The organism is Aromatoleum diolicum, assembly GCF_012910955.1.
Lineage (GTDB): Bacteria > Pseudomonadota > Gammaproteobacteria > Burkholderiales > Rhodocyclaceae > Aromatoleum > Aromatoleum diolicum.
In genome coordinates this window covers 16,768-31,634 of record NZ_WTVQ01000001.1, presented here as the reverse complement: position 1 = coordinate 31,634, position 14,867 = coordinate 16,768, and the positions used below count along the sequence as shown (strand labels likewise).

The 14,867-nt window shown below is 63.5% G+C and carries 14 protein-coding genes; 6 read left to right on the top strand and 8 right to left on the bottom strand.

Translation table 11 applies throughout. The annotated features are described in order from the left end of the window. Positions 1-40 precede the first annotated feature (40 nt). The 4 genes from tkt to GPA25_RS00160 all read right to left on the bottom strand — a co-directional run bounded on the left by tkt (position 41) and on the right by GPA25_RS00160 (position 4,319). Positions 41-2,086, bottom strand: a complete 2,046-nt coding sequence (tkt, locus tag GPA25_RS00175; protein ID WP_169258330.1) for a transketolase — start codon at positions 2,084-2,086, stop codon at positions 41-43. A 145-nt stretch (positions 2,087-2,231) separates the two neighbouring features. Beyond that, positions 2,232-3,107 (bottom strand): phosphoribulokinase, encoded by an 876-nt coding sequence (locus GPA25_RS00170; RefSeq protein WP_169258329.1) that lies wholly within the window; start codon positions 3,105-3,107, stop codon positions 2,232-2,234. A 44-nt stretch (positions 3,108-3,151) separates the two neighbouring features. Then, complete coding sequence (locus GPA25_RS00165; RefSeq protein WP_246265137.1) at positions 3,152-3,478, bottom strand: hypothetical protein; 327 nt, start codon at positions 3,476-3,478, stop codon at positions 3,152-3,154. Between the two features lie 31 nt (positions 3,479-3,509). Further along, positions 3,510-4,319 (bottom strand): inositol monophosphatase family protein, encoded by an 810-nt coding sequence (locus GPA25_RS00160; RefSeq protein WP_169258328.1) that lies wholly within the window; start codon positions 4,317-4,319, stop codon positions 3,510-3,512. Between the two features lie 190 nt (positions 4,320-4,509). Between GPA25_RS00160 and GPA25_RS00155 the strand changes: the two genes are divergently transcribed. From GPA25_RS00155 to GPA25_RS00135, 5 genes are all read left to right on the top strand, one after another. After that, positions 4,510-5,232 (top strand): 16S rRNA (uracil(1498)-N(3))-methyltransferase, encoded by a 723-nt coding sequence (locus tag GPA25_RS00155; protein WP_169258327.1) that lies wholly within the window; start codon positions 4,510-4,512, stop codon positions 5,230-5,232. Between the two features lie 12 nt (positions 5,233-5,244). Next, positions 5,245-6,732 (top strand): polyphosphate:AMP phosphotransferase, encoded by a 1,488-nt coding sequence (gene pap, locus GPA25_RS00150; protein ID WP_169258326.1) that lies wholly within the window; start codon positions 5,245-5,247, stop codon positions 6,730-6,732. 184 nt (positions 6,733-6,916) lie between these two features. After that, complete coding sequence (gene argA, locus GPA25_RS00145) at positions 6,917-8,233, top strand: amino-acid N-acetyltransferase (protein ID WP_169258325.1); 1,317 nt, start codon at positions 6,917-6,919, stop codon at positions 8,231-8,233. 61 nt (positions 8,234-8,294) lie between these two features. Next, the gene (locus GPA25_RS00140) at positions 8,295-10,016 is read left to right on the top strand and encodes a sensor domain-containing diguanylate cyclase (RefSeq protein WP_246265134.1); all 1,722 of its coding nucleotides are present in this window, start codon (positions 8,295-8,297) and stop codon (positions 10,014-10,016) included. 3 nt (positions 10,017-10,019) lie between these two features. Continuing rightward, entirely contained in the window at positions 10,020-10,292 is a 273-nt protein-coding gene (locus GPA25_RS00135) for an oxidative damage protection protein (RefSeq protein WP_169258324.1), read from the top strand. A 95-nt stretch (positions 10,293-10,387) separates the two neighbouring features. On the opposite strand, the gene phoU is transcribed toward GPA25_RS00135, so the two are convergent. From phoU to GPA25_RS00115, 4 genes are all read right to left on the bottom strand, one after another. Continuing rightward, the gene (gene phoU / locus GPA25_RS00130) at positions 10,388-11,089 is read right to left on the bottom strand and encodes a phosphate signaling complex protein PhoU (protein WP_169258323.1); all 702 of its coding nucleotides are present in this window, start codon (positions 11,087-11,089) and stop codon (positions 10,388-10,390) included. A gap of 79 nt (positions 11,090-11,168) precedes the next feature. Beyond that, positions 11,169-11,837: a ribose-5-phosphate isomerase RpiA gene (gene rpiA / locus GPA25_RS00125; RefSeq protein WP_169258322.1), complete on the bottom strand. Its 669-nt coding sequence runs from the start codon at positions 11,835-11,837 to the stop codon at positions 11,169-11,171. Between the two features lie 27 nt (positions 11,838-11,864). Continuing rightward, a complete protein-coding gene (moeA, locus tag GPA25_RS00120) occupies positions 11,865-13,118 on the bottom strand; it encodes a molybdopterin molybdotransferase MoeA (protein ID WP_169258321.1) in 1,254 nt (417 codons plus the stop codon). 213 nt (positions 13,119-13,331) lie between these two features. Continuing rightward, the gene (locus GPA25_RS00115; protein ID WP_169258320.1) at positions 13,332-13,958 is read right to left on the bottom strand and encodes a c-type cytochrome; all 627 of its coding nucleotides are present in this window, start codon (positions 13,956-13,958) and stop codon (positions 13,332-13,334) included. A 122-nt stretch (positions 13,959-14,080) separates the two neighbouring features. Here GPA25_RS00115 and yihA point away from each other — a divergent pair, with 122 nt between their 5' ends. Beyond that, on the top strand, positions 14,081-14,731 hold the full coding sequence (yihA, locus tag GPA25_RS00110; protein WP_169258506.1) for a ribosome biogenesis GTP-binding protein YihA/YsxC: 651 nt from the start codon (positions 14,081-14,083) through the stop codon (positions 14,729-14,731). Positions 14,732-14,867: the final 136 nt, after the last annotated feature.

Here is a 14,867-nt window from a genome sequence, read left to right as displayed (position 1 = left end):
CTGCGGCGCCGACCGCGCCGGGATCGCGGGCGCCGACGCTTTAATTCACGAGCTGCTTCACGGCTTCGGCCACCGCTTCCGCAGTGATGCCGAAGAACTTGAAGAGCTCGCCGGCAGGCGCGGACTCGCCAAAGCGGTCGAGGCCGATCACGGCGCCTTCGAGGCCGACATACTTGCGCCAGCCGTCGGTCACGCCCGCTTCGACCGCGACGCGCGGCACGCCAGCGGGGAGGACCTCAAGCTTATAGGCACTGTCCTGGCGGTCGAACACGTTGGTCGAGGGCATCGACACGACGCGCGCGGCAATGCCGGACTCGGCCAGGGTTTTCTGCGCCGCGACGGCGAGCGCGACTTCCGAGCCCGTGGCAATGATGACCGCCTGCGGCTTGCCGCCATTGACGGTGGCCGGCGCTTCGGCGAGCACGTAGGCGCCGCGGCGGATCGCGGCGACTTGCTCGGCGCTGCGCGTCTGGAAGGGCAGGTTCTGGCGCGAGAACAGCAGCGACGACGGGCCGTTCCTGCGTTCGATCGCGCAGGCCCAGGCGGTGGCCGATTCGACCGTATCGCACGGACGCCATACGTCCATGTTCGGAATCAGGCGCAGCGTCGCCGTCTGTTCGACCGGCTGGTGCGTCGGGCCGTCTTCGCCGAGGCCGATCGAGTCGTGGGTAAAGACAAAAATTTGGCGCAGTTTCATCAGCGCCGCCATGCGCAGCGCGTTGCGCGCGTACTCGCTGAACATCAGGAAGGTGGCGGTGTAGGGAATCAGGCCGCCGTGCAGGCTGATGCCGTTGGCGATCGCCGCCATGCCGAATTCGCGCACGCCGTAGTAGATGTAGTTGCCACCGGCGTCCTTCGTGACGCCCTTCGAGCCCGACCACAGCGTGAGGTTCGAACCAGCAAGGTCGGCCGAGCCGCCGACGAGTTCCGGCAGGCCCGGTGCAAAGGCTTCGATGCTGTTCTGGCTGGCCTTGCGCGTGGCAATCGTCTCGGCCTTGTCGATGACCTTGGCGATGACGGCGTCGACCTGCGCGGACCAGTCGGCGGGCAGTTCACCGCGCATGCGGCGGGTGAATTCGGCGGCCTGCTGGGGGAAAGCCTTGGCATAGGCGGCGAAACGGGTGTTCCAGTCCGCTTCGAGCGTAGCCCCTTGTTCGCGTGCATTCCACGCGGCGTAGATGTCGTTCGGGATTTCGAACGGTGCATGCGTCCAGCCGATGTGCTCGCGCGTCGTGGCGATTTCCGCGGCACCGAGCGGGGCGCCATGCACGTCATGGCTGCCCTGCTTGTTCGGCGCGCCGGCGCCGATGACGGTCTTGCAGCAGATCAGCGTCGGCTGGCTGATGTTGGCCTTGGCCTGACGGATCGCGGCGTCGATTTCCGCCGAGTCATGCCCCTGCACATCGCGGATCACCTGCCAGCCGTAGGCCTCGAAGCGCTTCGGCGTATCGTCGGTAAACCAGCCATCGACATGGCCGTCGATCGAGATATTGTTGTCGTCGTAGAAGGCGATCAGCTTGCCCAGGCCGAGCGTGCCGGCGAGCGAGCACACTTCGTGCGAGATGCCTTCCATCAGGCAGCCGTCGCCGAGGAAGGTGTAGGTGTGATGATCGACGATCGCGTGGCCGGGTTGGTTGAATTCGGCCGCCAGCATCTTTTCCGCCAGCGCCATGCCGACCGCGTTGCTGATGCCCTGGCCGAGCGGGCCGGTGGTGGTTTCGACGCCCGGCGTGTAGCCGTATTCAGGGTGGCCCGGGGTCTTGCTGTGCAGCTGGCGGAAGCGCTTGAGTTCCTCGATCGGCAGGTCGTAGCCGGTCAGGTGCAGCAGCGCATAGATCAGCATTGAGCCGTGGCCGTTCGACAACACGAAGCGGTCGCGATCGGCCCACTGCGGGTTCGCCGGATTGTGGCGCAGGTGATGGCGCCACAGTACCTCCCCAATTTCCGCCATGCCCATCGGGGCGCCCGGATGGCCCGAATTGGCCTGCTGGACCGCATCCATGGCAAGTGCGCGAATCGCGCCGGTGACGGGGTTGAAAACCGGAGGCCGGACGTTGCGCGGATTCTCGTTGCGGGCTGGCTGCATGGATTTCTCGGGGTTTGGCGGGCGGGGAAAGGGCGGAATTATCGCCGAAAACGGTGGGGCTTGGGTAGGGCTTGTTGCGCTGCAAAACGGGCTAAGTGCCTGCGGCCTCAGGCCAATTGCGCTGCGCGCAATCGGATGGCTGGGCCTACACCCACTGGCGCCGGCGCTCCATCAGCTTCCAGATCAGCGGCGTGAGGATCAGCTGCATCGCCAGATCGAGCTTGCCGCCGGGGATCACGATGGTGTTGGCACGTGACATGAATGCATCGTGGATCATGCGCAGCAGGTAGGGAAAATCGACACCGCGCGGATCCTTGAAGCGGATTACCACCATGGATTCGTCTAGGGTCGGCACTTCGCGGGCGATGAAAGGGTTCGAAGTGTCCACGACCGGCACGCGCTGGAAGTTGATGTGGGTGTGCGAGAACTGCGGCACGATGTAATGCACGTAGTCGTGCATGCGGCGCAGGATCGTGTCCTGCACTGCTTCCGGTGAATAGCCGCGCTCGCGCGTGTCGCGATGCAACTTCTGGATCCACTCGAGGTTGATCGTTGGCGCGACCCCGATCAGCAGATCGACGTGGCGGGCGACATCCACCTTTTCGGTCACGGCCGCGCCGTGAAGACCTTCATAGAACAGGCAGTCGGTACCGACCGGGAGATCCTCCCAGTCGCTGAAACTCCCGATCGGCAGGCCGCGGCGCGCCGCGCTTTCGGCGTCGTGAATGTAGCTGCGGCAGCGTCCGGTGGCCGATTCGCCATAGGCGCGGAAGAGGTTTTCAAGCTCTTCGACGAGGTTGGCTTCCGGTCCGAAGTGGCTGATGCCGCGCTGGCCCGCACGCTCGGCGTTCTCTATCAGGCGCTGCATTTCGTCACGTGTGTAGCGATGGAAGCTGTCACCTTCGACGACGGCGGCATTCACGTTCTCGCGGTGGAAAATCGCCTCGAACGTGTGTTTGACTGTCGTGGTGCCGGCTCCTGAAGAGCCGGTAACGGCAATGATGGGATGCTTCGTCGACATGGTGCGTTCCGCGCAATAATTGTCCGGGGGCGGCCTGTAGTCCGCTAGCTGCCCGGAACTCGGTTTTCGGCATCGAGTTCGGCATACACGCGCCGTGAGGCAATTACCAGAACGTGCACTTCCTCGAACGACAGTTCCGGATAGTTTTCGCGCACCACACGGTAGGCAAGGTGATCCAGCGTCGCATTACCCCAGCGGTTTTCCCTGGCAAAGAACGGCGCGATCAACTCGCACGCCTGTTCAAAAATTTCGCGCACCCGCAGAAATTTGCGGCGCTCATGCATGCCGGTTGCAGGCGAGGGGGGCGGGTTCATGTGAGTGTATGGAAATAAACTAAACGAAAAATAATAGCGTGGGTCGCGCGCCCGCATGGCGTTGGGCGATGCGCCTCGTCCGCTTGTCTCAGGAGTGGGCTGCCACCCACTTGCGCCACTCGGCAAAGAGCGTCGGATTGGCCGCCGCGATTATGCCGCGCTTGACGGCCGGACCCGCGGTCAGCGAACCACCGTCGAGCGCGGCAGCTTCGCCTCCGGCTTCGGCGAGGATAAGCCGTCCCGCCGCGTAGTCCCACAGCATCTGGCCGCCGTGCACGTAGACGTCGAGCCTCCCGGCGGCGACGAAACACCATTCGAGGGCGCTGGAGCCGAAATTGCGCTGCGAGAAATAGGGGGGACGAACCGCCAGTTCATCGCCGAGGTGATGGCTGATGCGCTTGAAGTCGATACCCGCGACCGCATCGTGCAGGCCGGGAGCAGCGGCACGCAAGGGCAGGGCGACGCCGTTGAGAAACGCACCCGCACCCTTCGCGGCGTAAAAGGACTCGTCCGTGACCGGGTTATACACGACGCCGAAGCGCGGTTCGTGTTCCACCAGATAGGCAATCGAGACGGCAAAGAACGGGATGCCGTTGGCGAAGTTGGTGGTGCCGTCGATCGGGTCGATGCACCACAGGCCGCGCCGTCCGGCACTCCATAGATGTGCCTGTTCGGCCGCGCTCATCTCCTCGCCCAGCACCGGACCCGGCGCGAGAAGCGGCAGGGCTTCGGTAAAACGCCGCTGCGATTCGATATCTGCTTCGGTGAACAGCGAACCATCGGCTTTTCGGTTGCGCGCGCTCTTCAGATAACGGGGAAGGATGACCTCTCGGGCAATTTCGCGCACCAGTGATTCGAGTGCCCGCGCCTGCGCCAGCCGTTGCGTTCCGGTCGGCATCAGGCGCTGCGCCGCGCACGTGCGGCGTCAACTGAAACCGCACGGCCGGACGCATCCTTCACGGGGAGCCGGGTGCCAAAAATGCGCGGAACCTCGTGATATCGGAACGAACAGTCGAACATGTGGAGCAATATGGCCGGTGCGACCATTGCGGGCCTCTTCAGAATCACGCTTTCCTTATAATAGCACGATGATTTCGCGCTTCTTTTTTCCCGATCCGCTGCCCCATACGGGCGAAATCCAGTTGCCCGAGGCGCTGGCCCATCATGCTTCACGTGTGTTGCGTCTTCGCGAAGGCGACCCCTTGGTGCTGTTCGATGGCCATGGCGGTGAGGTTTCAGGAATCTTGTGCCTGCGCGGCAAGAGCTGTTTCGCCGAGCTCGGCGGGCACCATGCCGTGGAGCGCGAATCTCCGCTGCAACTGGTGCTGGTGCAGGCACTGGCAAGCGGCGACAAGATGGACTGGATCATTCAGAAGGCGGTCGAGCTGGGGGTCGCTGCGGTCGTGCCGGTGCAGGCCGAACGCTCCGTGCTGCGGCTGTCCGGCGAGCGGGCGGCGAAGCGCATCGAGCACTGGCGCCAGATTGCCGTGTCGGCGTGCGAACAGAGCGGGCGTAATCGCGTACCGACGGTCGAGCCCGTCGCGGGCTTGCGCGAATATCTTGCCCGCGGCCACGCCGGGCCGCGGCTGGTGTTCGACCCCGTTGCCGGGCACCGACTGGCCAGCCTGCCGCGGCCGGTGGATGCGATGCATTTGTTGGTGGGGCCGGAGGGTGGTTGGGCGGAGGATGAGTTGGCTGCGTGTCGCACGGCGGCCTGCATTGGTGTCGGACTCGGGCCGCGCGTGCTGCGCACCGAAACGGCAGGGCTCGCAGCGCTCGCGGCGCTTCAGACCTTGTGGGGCGATTTCTGACGGGGGCGCGCGATGTTCGAATCAGCAGAGCTTGGCCACAAGACGGACAAGGCTGAATACGACGCGGCAGAACCGGAACTGCGTGCGCAATTGCTCGATGCACAGTTCGATCTGCTGGAGCTGAAGTCGTTCGCGGTGGTGGTGCTGATCAATGGCATCGACGGCGCCGGCAAGGGCGAAACGGTCAACTTGCTCAACGAGTGGATGGACCCGCGCCATATCCACACGCTGGCCTTCGATTCGCCCACCACGGAAGAGGCCGAGCGTCCTTTCATGTGGCGCTTCTGGCGTGCATTGCCGCCGCGCGGCAGGATCGGCATCCTGTTCGGCAACTGGTATACCGAACCGATTCGCGAGCGTGTCGACAAGATTTCGAAGAAGGCTGATCTCGACCAGCGACTTGACGAGATCAACCGCTTCGAAGCGATGTTGGCGCGCGAAGGCGTGCTGCTTATCAAACTGTGGTTTCATCTGTCGAAGGATGGGCAGCGCAAGCGTCTGAAAGCGCTCGAAAAAGATCCACGCACCCGCTGGCGCGTGACCGAGCAGGACTGGCGTTATTACGAGCAATACGACCGGTATCGCTCCGTCGCTGAGCACACCTTGCGTCACACCAGCAGTGGCGATGCGCCATGGATGATCGTGGACGGTACGGACTCCTGTTTTCGCGAGCTCTTTGTCGCGCGCACCCTGCTCGAAGCGTTGCGCCGGCGGCTGGACGCTGTCGCCAAGCACTGGTCGCCGCGCCAGACTGCACCACCGCTGCCGCCTGCGCCGGACGAACGCAACCTGCTCAACAGTCTGCACCTCAGGCAGCCGCTGGAAAAGAAGGAATACAGCGAGCTGCTGGAGCACTATCAGGGACGGCTCGCTCTGTTGACGCGTGACGAAGCGTTCCGCGAGCGCTCGCTGGTGCTGGTGTTCGAAGGGGCCGACGCAGCGGGCAAGGGCGGAGCGATCCGGCGCGTAACGGCGGCACTGGACGCCCGGCTGTATCACATCATCCCGATCGGGGCCCCCAGCGAGGAGGAGCGAGCGCAGCCCTACTTATGGCGTTTCTGGCGTCATCTGCCGCGTCTGGGCAAGGTCGAGATCTTCGACCGTTCATGGTACGGGCGTGTGCTCGTGGAGCGTGTCGAGGGCTTCTGCAGCGAGGCGGACTGGATGCGTGCGTACTCCGAAATCAACGATTTCGAGGACCAGCTTGCCAGGGCCGGGGTGGTGGTGGTCAAGTTCTGGCTGCAGATCGGCAAGGACGAACAGCTGGCGCGTTTCAAGGAACGCGAAGCCGAGGCGCACAAGCGCTTCAAGATCACCACCGAGGACTGGCGCAACCGCGAGCGCTGGGACGATTACGCCCGTGCCGTGTGCGACATGGTGGATCGCACCAGCACCGAAACGTCCCCCTGGGTGCTGGTCGAGGCGGAGAACAAGCTGTTCGCTCGCATCAAGGTGCTGCGCGCGGTGTGCGAGCGCCTGGAGGCTGCATTACGCAGCTGACTTCGCATCCGCTCTTGCCCGTGCCGGGTAATGGATCGCGGTGCCACGGCGCGTTTCCGAAACTATTCCGCTAGAATGAGGCGAGCGAATACACCGTCGCACGGGTAGCCTCCGCGGCGGCACATGATTTCAAGACGGTGATTACTTGAACGGCACTACGAACCCAAACCCTGCGGCGACCGAAATGGCCGCCTCGACCGAACAGTTCGTCGCGTGGGTGCGCGGCGCGGCGCCATATATTCATGCTTTCCGCGGGCGGACCTTTGTCCTTGCCTTTGGCGGTGAAGTCGCCGGGGGCGCCCGCGCGCAAAGCCTTGCCTATGACTGCAATCTGCTCGCCGCGTTAGGTATCCGCCTGGTGCTCGTGCATGGTGCGCGTCCGCAGATCGACGCGGAAGTGGCGCGGCGCGGTCTCGAGCCGCGCTTTCACAACGGCTTGCGGGTGACCGATGCAGCGGCGCTCGAATGTGTCAAGGCGGCGATGGCGGTGACGCGCATCGAGGTCGAGGCCCTGCTGTCGCAGGGCCTGCCGAATACGCCGATGGCGGGCAGCTACATGCGCGTCACCGGTGGCAACTTCATCACTGCGCGGCCGGTCGGGGTGGTCGACGGCGTGGACTACCAGTACACCGGGGCGGTGCGCAAGATCATCGCGGAGGAGATCAACGCCGATCTCGATCAGCAGAACGTGGTGCTGATCTCGCCGCTGGGCGTGTCGCCGGCCGGCGAGATCTTCAACCTGAGCATGGAAGAAGTCGCCGAAACCGTCGCTGTCGCGGTAAAGGCGGAAAAACTGATCTATCTGTGCGATGCGCCCGGTCTGCTGGATTCGGAACAACGTCTGATCGATTCCGTGACCGCGGACGAAGCCGAGCGCATGTTCAAGGCTGGTGAAGGGCTGACCGAGGACCTGCATCTATACCTGCCGTGCGCGATTCGCGCCGTGCGGCGCGGCGTGTCGCGCGTGCATTTGATCGATTACGATAAGGACGGCGGCCTGCTGCTCGAGTTCTTCACCCACGCCGGTGTTGGCACGGTGGTGTCGCGTGATCCGCTGTTCCGCTTGCGTGATGCAGGTGTCGAGGACGTTGCCGCACTGGTTGCGCTGATATCGCCGATGGAGGCCGACGGAACGCTGGTGCGGCGCGGTCGCGAACTGCTCGAGCAGGAGGTCGATCGCTTTTCGGTCATCGAGCACGATGGGGTGCTGGTCGGTTGCGCGGCCCTGTATCCGTTCTCCGATGAGCGCGCCGCGGAGCTCGCCTGCCTGGCCGTGACGCCCGAATATCGCCGCGCGGGCCTCGGTGACCAGCTCCTGCGCCGTATCGAGTTACGCGCGCGCGCGCAGCGTCTCGAACGCCTGTTCGTCCTGACGACACGCACGGCACACTGGTTCCGCGAGCGCGGTTTCAGCGAAATCGGGCCCGAAGCATTGCCGCGGCAGAAGCGCGAGTTGTACAACTATCAGCGCCGCTCCAAGGTGTTCGTCAAGTCGCTATGAACGCCTACTGCGCATTGTCTTGCGGATGGTGCGCGGCGTTCCGGGGCGCCGGAGCGCAAGCATGAAAGATTCCTCCGACCCACGACTGGTGCCTCTCCTCGCAGGCATCGTCGCGAGCCTGCTCGCCGGGGTCGCTGCGGTGGTGGGAATGTATTCCGGCGCGCTTGGCGCCTGGCTTGGCATCGCCTTGGTGATGGCGACCATCGGCGGCCTGGTCGGGTTTGCCGCGCGCTGCCACATGGTGAATCGCGCCCGTCTGCGTGCGGGCGACTCCGCTGCCATCGGTTCGCGGCTCGATACGCTGGATGCGCGCGTCAGTCTCACGCAGGCCCCATTCGTGACTGCAGAATGTGACCACCTGACGCGTCTCGAGGCCGCGACGACCGGTGTGTGCCAATTGCGTGAAATTGCGGAAGGCGTGTACTGCGTCGAAGCCCTGTTCGACGTCAGCGGTCGGCTTATGTGGATCAGTCCGTCAATCGAGCGGCTGACCGGCTGGACGCCCGAAACCTGCCTGGCTGCGCCCGATGCCCTGGCCTTGATGGTGCACGAATCGGATCGCCGCTACTGCCTGCGCATGGCGCAGCGGGTCGCCGAGGGCAGTGCGGGCGAAGACTTCGAGATGCGTCTGCTGCGCGAGGATGGACGTATCTGCTGGGTGGCCTGTCATTGGCGTCCGCTGGGCAAGCATTCCGCTCATCCGGCGGGACTGCGCATGTCCGCCGAGGACATTCAGGCGCGCAAGGAAACCGAATACAAACTGCTCGAAACCGTCACCGAGCTGCGTCGTGCGCAGGCCCTGCGCGAACGTTATCTGGCTCGCTCCAATGATGAGCGCCAACGGTTGTCCGCACTGCTGAATGTCATCCGACTCGGCATCCTGTTCATGGATCGCGATCACCGGGTGCTTTATTGCAACAGGGCGATGCTCGATATCTGGGGCTTCCCGCCGGACGAAAACCTGATTGGCATGCGCGACGTGGTATTGCAGAGCCGCATTGCGGAGCTGATCGAGCAACCCGAGGCCTACATCGAACACATCGACGCGGTCTTGCGAACCTTTGTCGTCAGCGAGCCCTATGAAGTGCATTTCCGCGACGGTCGCATCGTCACCGATATCGCCGCGGTGGTCGAGGCGGTGCAGGGGCGGCGTGGCATCGGACGCGTCTGGATCTACGAGGATGTGACGCAGCAGCGCCGCACGGCCGAGCGCCTGGTAGAGCTGGCCGAGCATGATCCGTTGACGGGCCTGTTCAATCGCCGGCGTTTCCACGAGGAGCTGACTCGCCTGCTGGCGGACGCGTCACGCCGCGGTGTCCAGGTCGGTTTGGTGGCGATCGACCTCGACGGCTTCAAGCCCATCAATGACGAATTCGGTCACCAGGCCGGGGACGAGGTGCTGGTCGGACTGGCGGGTGCGGTTGGAGACGTGATCCGGCGCAACGAGATGTTCTGCCGCCTTGGCGGAGACGAGTTTGCCGTATTGGTGCCGGATACCGAAGAGACCCAGCTGTGCGAACTTGCACGACGGATTCTCGAAGTCATCGAGGCCTTGCGGTTCGACTTTGGTGGCCGCTCCGTAGGGCTGACCGCAAGCCTCGGCATTGCGATCTTCCCGCACCATGCCAGCACCGCAGAACAGCTGATCGCAGTGGCCGACCAGGCAATGTACCGTTCCAAGAGCAGTGGCCGCGATCAATGGACCATGGCCGCGAGCGGCAGCGATGAATCCGCTAGAATGGGGACTTCGGATTCCGATGAACCCAATCGCAGAGGGGATTGAAAGATGGCCCGTATGGTCAATTGCATCAAGCTTGGTCGTGAAGCGGAAGGGCTGGATCTGCCCCCGGTTCCGGGTGCGCTTGGTGCGCGTATCTTCGAAAATGTTTCGAAGGAAGCCTGGCAGCAGTGGGTCAAGTACCAGACCATGCTGATTAACGAGAACCGGCTCAACCTGATGGACGCGCGCGCGCGCAAGTACCTCGCGGAGCAGATGGAAAAGCATTTCTTCGGTGGCGGCGCCGACAGCGTCGGTGGCTACGTGCCTCCCGCGAACTGAATTTTCCCAGCGAGACGCCGCTCGGGAAAGCAAAAGGGATGGCCGCGGCCATCCCTTTTGCTTTCTGTTGGCCGGGCTATGCGGCGCCGTCGCCTTCAGCGCGGTCCGGCCGCCCGCTCCAGGGCTTCGACGCCTTCGTGGCGCACATCGCGGCCATTGACCATATACACCACGTATTCCGACACGTTCTTGGCGTGGTCGCCGATCCGTTCGATCGACTTGGCAATGAACAGCACGTCGAGCGAACGGGTGATGAGGCGTGGGTCCTCCATCATGTAGGTGATCAGCTGGCGCATGATGCCCTTGAAGATCGCGTCGACTTCCTTGTCCTTGCGCACGATCTCGGCCGACGAGGACGGGTCCATGCGGGCAAAGGCGTCAAGAGCCCCGTGCAGCATCTCCACCACCATGTTGGAGACATGGCGCAATTCGACCTTTGGCACGAAGATCGATTCCGAGTCGACGATCTGACGGCCCGCCTTGGCGATCTTCTTCGCCTCGTCGCCGATGCGCTCGAGGTCGGTAATCATCTGGATCATCGTCATCACCATGCGCAGATCGCCCGCAGTCGGTGCGTGACGGGCGATCACGTGAATGCAGGCGTCGTCGAGCGCGACTTCCTCATCGTTCACGTGCCGGTCATCCGCGATGACCCGCTCAAGCAACTGCATGTCGTTGGTGCCGATGCCGTCGATCGCGCGGGTCAACTGCTGCGCCACCAGTCCGCCCATCTCCAGCAGGCGTTTCCGGATCGCTTCCAGTTCGGTATCAAATTGAGAATACGTGTGCTTGTTCATCGTCATCGTTCCGGTCCGGTGGAGTGCGCGAGGCTAGCAGTTGAATGTGACGTTAATGTTGCGGTGACGCGCGAGAGTATTACGATTCGATCGCGATGCGCCGCTCGACGCCGTTCGGTGTCGCCAGCAACAGCAGATCGGCTCCGCGGCGTGCGAACAGTCCGCTGGTTACGACGCCGGTGATTTGATTGATCTCGCTCTCGACTTGCCGTGGTTCGGTGATCCGTAGCCCATGAACGTCGACAATCACGTTGCCGTTGTCGGTGACAAAGCCTTCGCGCAGCATTGGGCGGCCGCCAAGAAGCGCGAGTTCGCGTTCGACGTATGCGCGCGCCATTGGAACAACTTCCACCGGCAGCGGGAAAGCCCCAAGACAGCTGACCAGCTTCGTCGCATCGCATATGCAGACGAAGCGCCTGGCCACCGCCGCGACGATCTTTTCGCGCGTCAGCGCACCGCCACCGCCCTTGATCATCGCAAATCCGTGATCGATCTCGTCGGCACCGTCGACGTATAGGGGCAGATCGGTGATGTCGTTCAAATCGAACAGCGCGATGCCATGCGCCTGAAGGCGCCGCGCGCTGGCTTCCGAACTCGATACCGCACCGGCGATGCGCTCCTTGACTGCCGCCAGCCCGTCGATGAAGTGGTTCACGGTGGAGCCGGTGCCGACGCCGACAATCATGCCATCCTCGACATAGTCAAGCGCCGCAAGGGCCGCGGCTTTCTTCAGTTCGTCCTGGGTCATGGGGTGTTCGTCCTGTTGGGGGCTGCGTTATACGAGACCGTCGAAAACCTGGACCTGCACCGCCTCGCCGGCAGTCACGTCGCCGCGATCCTCGGCCAAGACGATGAAGCAGTTCGCTTCCGACATCGATCTTAGAATCCCGGAGCCCTGCGCACCGGCCAGTTGCACGGTCTGGCGGCCATCGGTCAACGTGAGCCGGCCGCGCAGAAACTCGCGTCGTCCCGCTTGCTTGCGGATGGTGTCGCGGCATATGGCGTCGAGCATCACGGCTTCAGGCAGCGGGGATACGCCCGACAGTGCGAGCAGGGCGTCCTGCACGAACTGGTAGAAGGTGACGAGCACGGCCACCGGATTTCCCGGCAGGCCGAACAGCCAGGCGTCGCCGACGCGGCCGAAAGCCATGGGCCGGCCGGGCTTGATGTCGATCTTCCAGAAGGCGACTTCACCGAGTCGATTCACGAGTTCGCGAATGAAGTCGGCCTCGCCGACCGACACGCCGCCGCTGGTGAGAATCACATCAGCGCTGCACGCCGCCTCGCGAAACGCCGCCTCGAGGGCCGCCGGGTCATCGCGCACCACGCCCATGTCGAGCAATTCGCAGCCGAGACGCGAGAGTGCGCCGAACAGTGTGTAGCGGTTGCTGTCGTACACTTCGCCTGGCGCCAGCGGCTTGCCGATTGAGGCGAGTTCATCGCCGGTGGAGAAGAACGCCACGCGCAGGCGCCGACGGACTGTTACTTCGGCGATTCCGAGTGAAGCGACCACGCCCAGTTCGGCCGGTCCGCAGCGTTTGCCGGACGGCAGCGCCACGCTCCCGAGAGCGAGATCCTCGCCCGCGCGCCGCAGGTTCTGTCCTGCGCGCTGGCCGGCCGGGATGAAGACCTTGCCCTGATCGGAGCGCGTCACTTCCTGTACCACGATGGTGTCGGCTCCTTGCGGGATCGGCGCCCCGGTCATGATCCGGACCGCTTGGCCGGCCCCCACCATGCCGGAAAAAGGTTTGCCCGCGAACGCGGTGCCGACCACGCTCAGCGTGGTTTCGCCCGCGGCGTCCAGGTCGGTGAAGCGCACGGCATAACCATCCATGGCCGAGTTGTCGTGCGCCGGAACGTTGCATGGTGCGATCACGTCCTCGGCCAGCACGCGGCCCAAGGCGCCGCGCACGTTGACGCGCTCCCAGCCCGAGACCGGCGCCAGGCGTTCAAGGATCGCCCGGCGTGCCTCGGCGGCAGTGAGATTCGGCGAGCGGGTGGCGCGAGGACTCCCGGGTTTCTGTTCCATGACTCTCCTTCCTTGATGCGACGGCCCAGTGGCCACGCGGCGAGCGCGTACTTGGAGCGCCCATTATCGTCTCATCTGCTGCTACGGGTGAATGGCTGCACTGCAAACAGGTGTTCGGGTCGGACGGTGAGGTCCGAGCGGCCTCGTGGAAAAGAAAAAGGGGTGGTCAGACCACCCCTTTCCGGGATTTCCCACTGGTGAGGTCAGTGACGCTTAACGCAGGCCCGCAGCGTAGTCGGCGACGGCTTTCATTTCCGGGTCAGTCATCTTCAGCGCGATCGTCTGCATCATCTGCGCCGGGTCGTTCTTGCGCACGCCGTCGCGGAACGCTTTCAGTTGCGTTTCAGTGTAATCGGCATACTGACCGGCGAGGCGCGGGTACTGAGCGGGCAAACCGGCACCGGCCGGGCCGTGGCAGCCGGCACAGGCGGGGACGCCCTTGGTCGGGATGCCGGCGCGCCAGATATTCTGGCCGAGCTTGGCCAGTTCGGCGTTCTTCGCCGCGTCGGGCTGCAGGGTTTGCGACGAAAAATGGATCGCCAGCGCCTTCATGTCGGCCTCTTCAAGTGCGGCAACCATGCCGCCCATGATCGGGTTCTCGCGCTCTGCCGGTTTGCCGTTCCAGCCCTTGAAGTTCTTCAGCTGCTTGAACAGGTAGTCAGGATGCTGGCCCGCCAGTTTAGGGTTGACCGGAATCGGGCTGTTGCCGTCGGCGCCATGGCATCCCGCGCAGAGAGTCTCGGCGGTCTGTTTCGCCTTGGCGAGGTCGGGAGTCTGGTCTTGGGCGTGAAGGCCGCCTGCAACCAGCAGCAGCGAGAGCAGCAGGGAACGCTTGATCATGGTGTCCTCAGAAAGCCGTGAGTGGTTATCGCAAACGCGGTATTCTATACTAGGTACCCCGTTTTGCGCGATGCAATGTGGGCCATCCCGCAAACCAATCCGCGTTCCCGACTGTTTCCCCGATGCCCATATTCCGCAACGCAAAATTTGAAATTTCCATCGCAAAATCAGGTGATCTGCCCATTGCGAACGGCCCTGAAATTGCATTCGCGGGGCGTTCGAATGCCGGCAAGTCGAGTGCCATCAATACGCTGGCCGATCATACGCGATTGGCATTCGTATCGAAGACGCCGGGACGCACTCAGCTGATCAACTTCTTCCGTCTGGACTGCGGCGCGGTGCTGGTGGACTTGCCGGGCTACGGCTACGCCAAGGTCCCCGAAGCCATTCGTCGGCAGTGGCAGGGTCTGCTGGAGAACTATCTACGCAAGCGCGAAAACCTGATCGGACTGGTGCTGATCATGGATTCTCGCCATCCGTTGACGCCGCTGGACCGCCAGATGATCGACTGGTTCGTGCCGAGCGGGCGTCCGATTCATGCCCTGCTGACCAAATCGGACAAGCTATCGCGCAATGAAGCTGCCGCAACGCTGGCTGCAGTGCGTCGCGAAGTGGCTGTACTGGGGCCGCAAATCAGCGTGCAGCTGTTTTCGAGCCTGAAGAAGATCGGCATGGAAGAGGTTGAGCACAAGGTCGCCGGCTGGCTGAACTTGCCAACGGAGGATCTGCCGGCAATCCCGACCACTGCGCAGTTGCGTGCGGCCGGAAAATAAAAAACCCCGGGCTAAAGGGGATAAAGCCCGGGGTCGAACGCCTTAACGGGATTAAGGCACCCGCTCAGGGAGGTGAAGCGGGAGATGGCTCATCACCATCTGGAAAATAAGAGTTGATGCCCTCCCGGGAAGTTCC

Excerpts from the sequence above, each read along its gene's own strand:
- phoU (WP_169258323.1), bottom strand. The coding sequence starts at position 11,089 with ATGAACAAGCACACGTATTCTCAATTTGATACCGAACTGGAAGCGATC.
- tkt (WP_169258330.1), bottom strand. The coding sequence starts at position 2,086 with ATGCAGCCAGCCCGCAACGAGAATCCGCGCAACGTCCGGCCTCCGGTT.
- GPA25_RS00165 (WP_246265137.1), bottom strand. The coding sequence starts at position 3,478 with ATGCGGGCGCGCGACCCACGCTATTATTTTTCGTTTAGTTTATTTCCA.
- GPA25_RS00115 (WP_169258320.1), bottom strand. The coding sequence starts at position 13,958 with ATGATCAAGCGTTCCCTGCTGCTCTCGCTGCTGCTGGTTGCAGGCGGC.
- GPA25_RS00135 (WP_169258324.1), top strand. The coding sequence starts at position 10,020 with ATGGCCCGTATGGTCAATTGCATCAAGCTTGGTCGTGAAGCGGAAGGG.
- GPA25_RS00155 (WP_169258327.1), top strand. The coding sequence starts at position 4,510 with ATGATTTCGCGCTTCTTTTTTCCCGATCCGCTGCCCCATACGGGCGAA.
- GPA25_RS00160 (WP_169258328.1), bottom strand. The coding sequence starts at position 4,319 with ATGCCGACCGGAACGCAACGGCTGGCGCAGGCGCGGGCACTCGAATCA.
- GPA25_RS00140 (WP_246265134.1), top strand. The coding sequence starts at position 8,295 with ATGAAAGATTCCTCCGACCCACGACTGGTGCCTCTCCTCGCAGGCATC.
- moeA (WP_169258321.1), bottom strand. The coding sequence starts at position 13,118 with ATGGAACAGAAACCCGGGAGTCCTCGCGCCACCCGCTCGCCGAATCTC.
- rpiA (WP_169258322.1), bottom strand. The coding sequence starts at position 11,837 with ATGACCCAGGACGAACTGAAGAAAGCCGCGGCCCTTGCGGCGCTTGAC.
- argA (WP_169258325.1), top strand. The coding sequence starts at position 6,917 with ATGGCCGCCTCGACCGAACAGTTCGTCGCGTGGGTGCGCGGCGCGGCG.
- GPA25_RS00170 (WP_169258329.1), bottom strand. The coding sequence starts at position 3,107 with ATGTCGACGAAGCATCCCATCATTGCCGTTACCGGCTCTTCAGGAGCC.
- yihA (WP_169258506.1), top strand. The coding sequence starts at position 14,081 with ATGCCCATATTCCGCAACGCAAAATTTGAAATTTCCATCGCAAAATCA.
- pap (WP_169258326.1), top strand. The coding sequence starts at position 5,245 with ATGTTCGAATCAGCAGAGCTTGGCCACAAGACGGACAAGGCTGAATAC.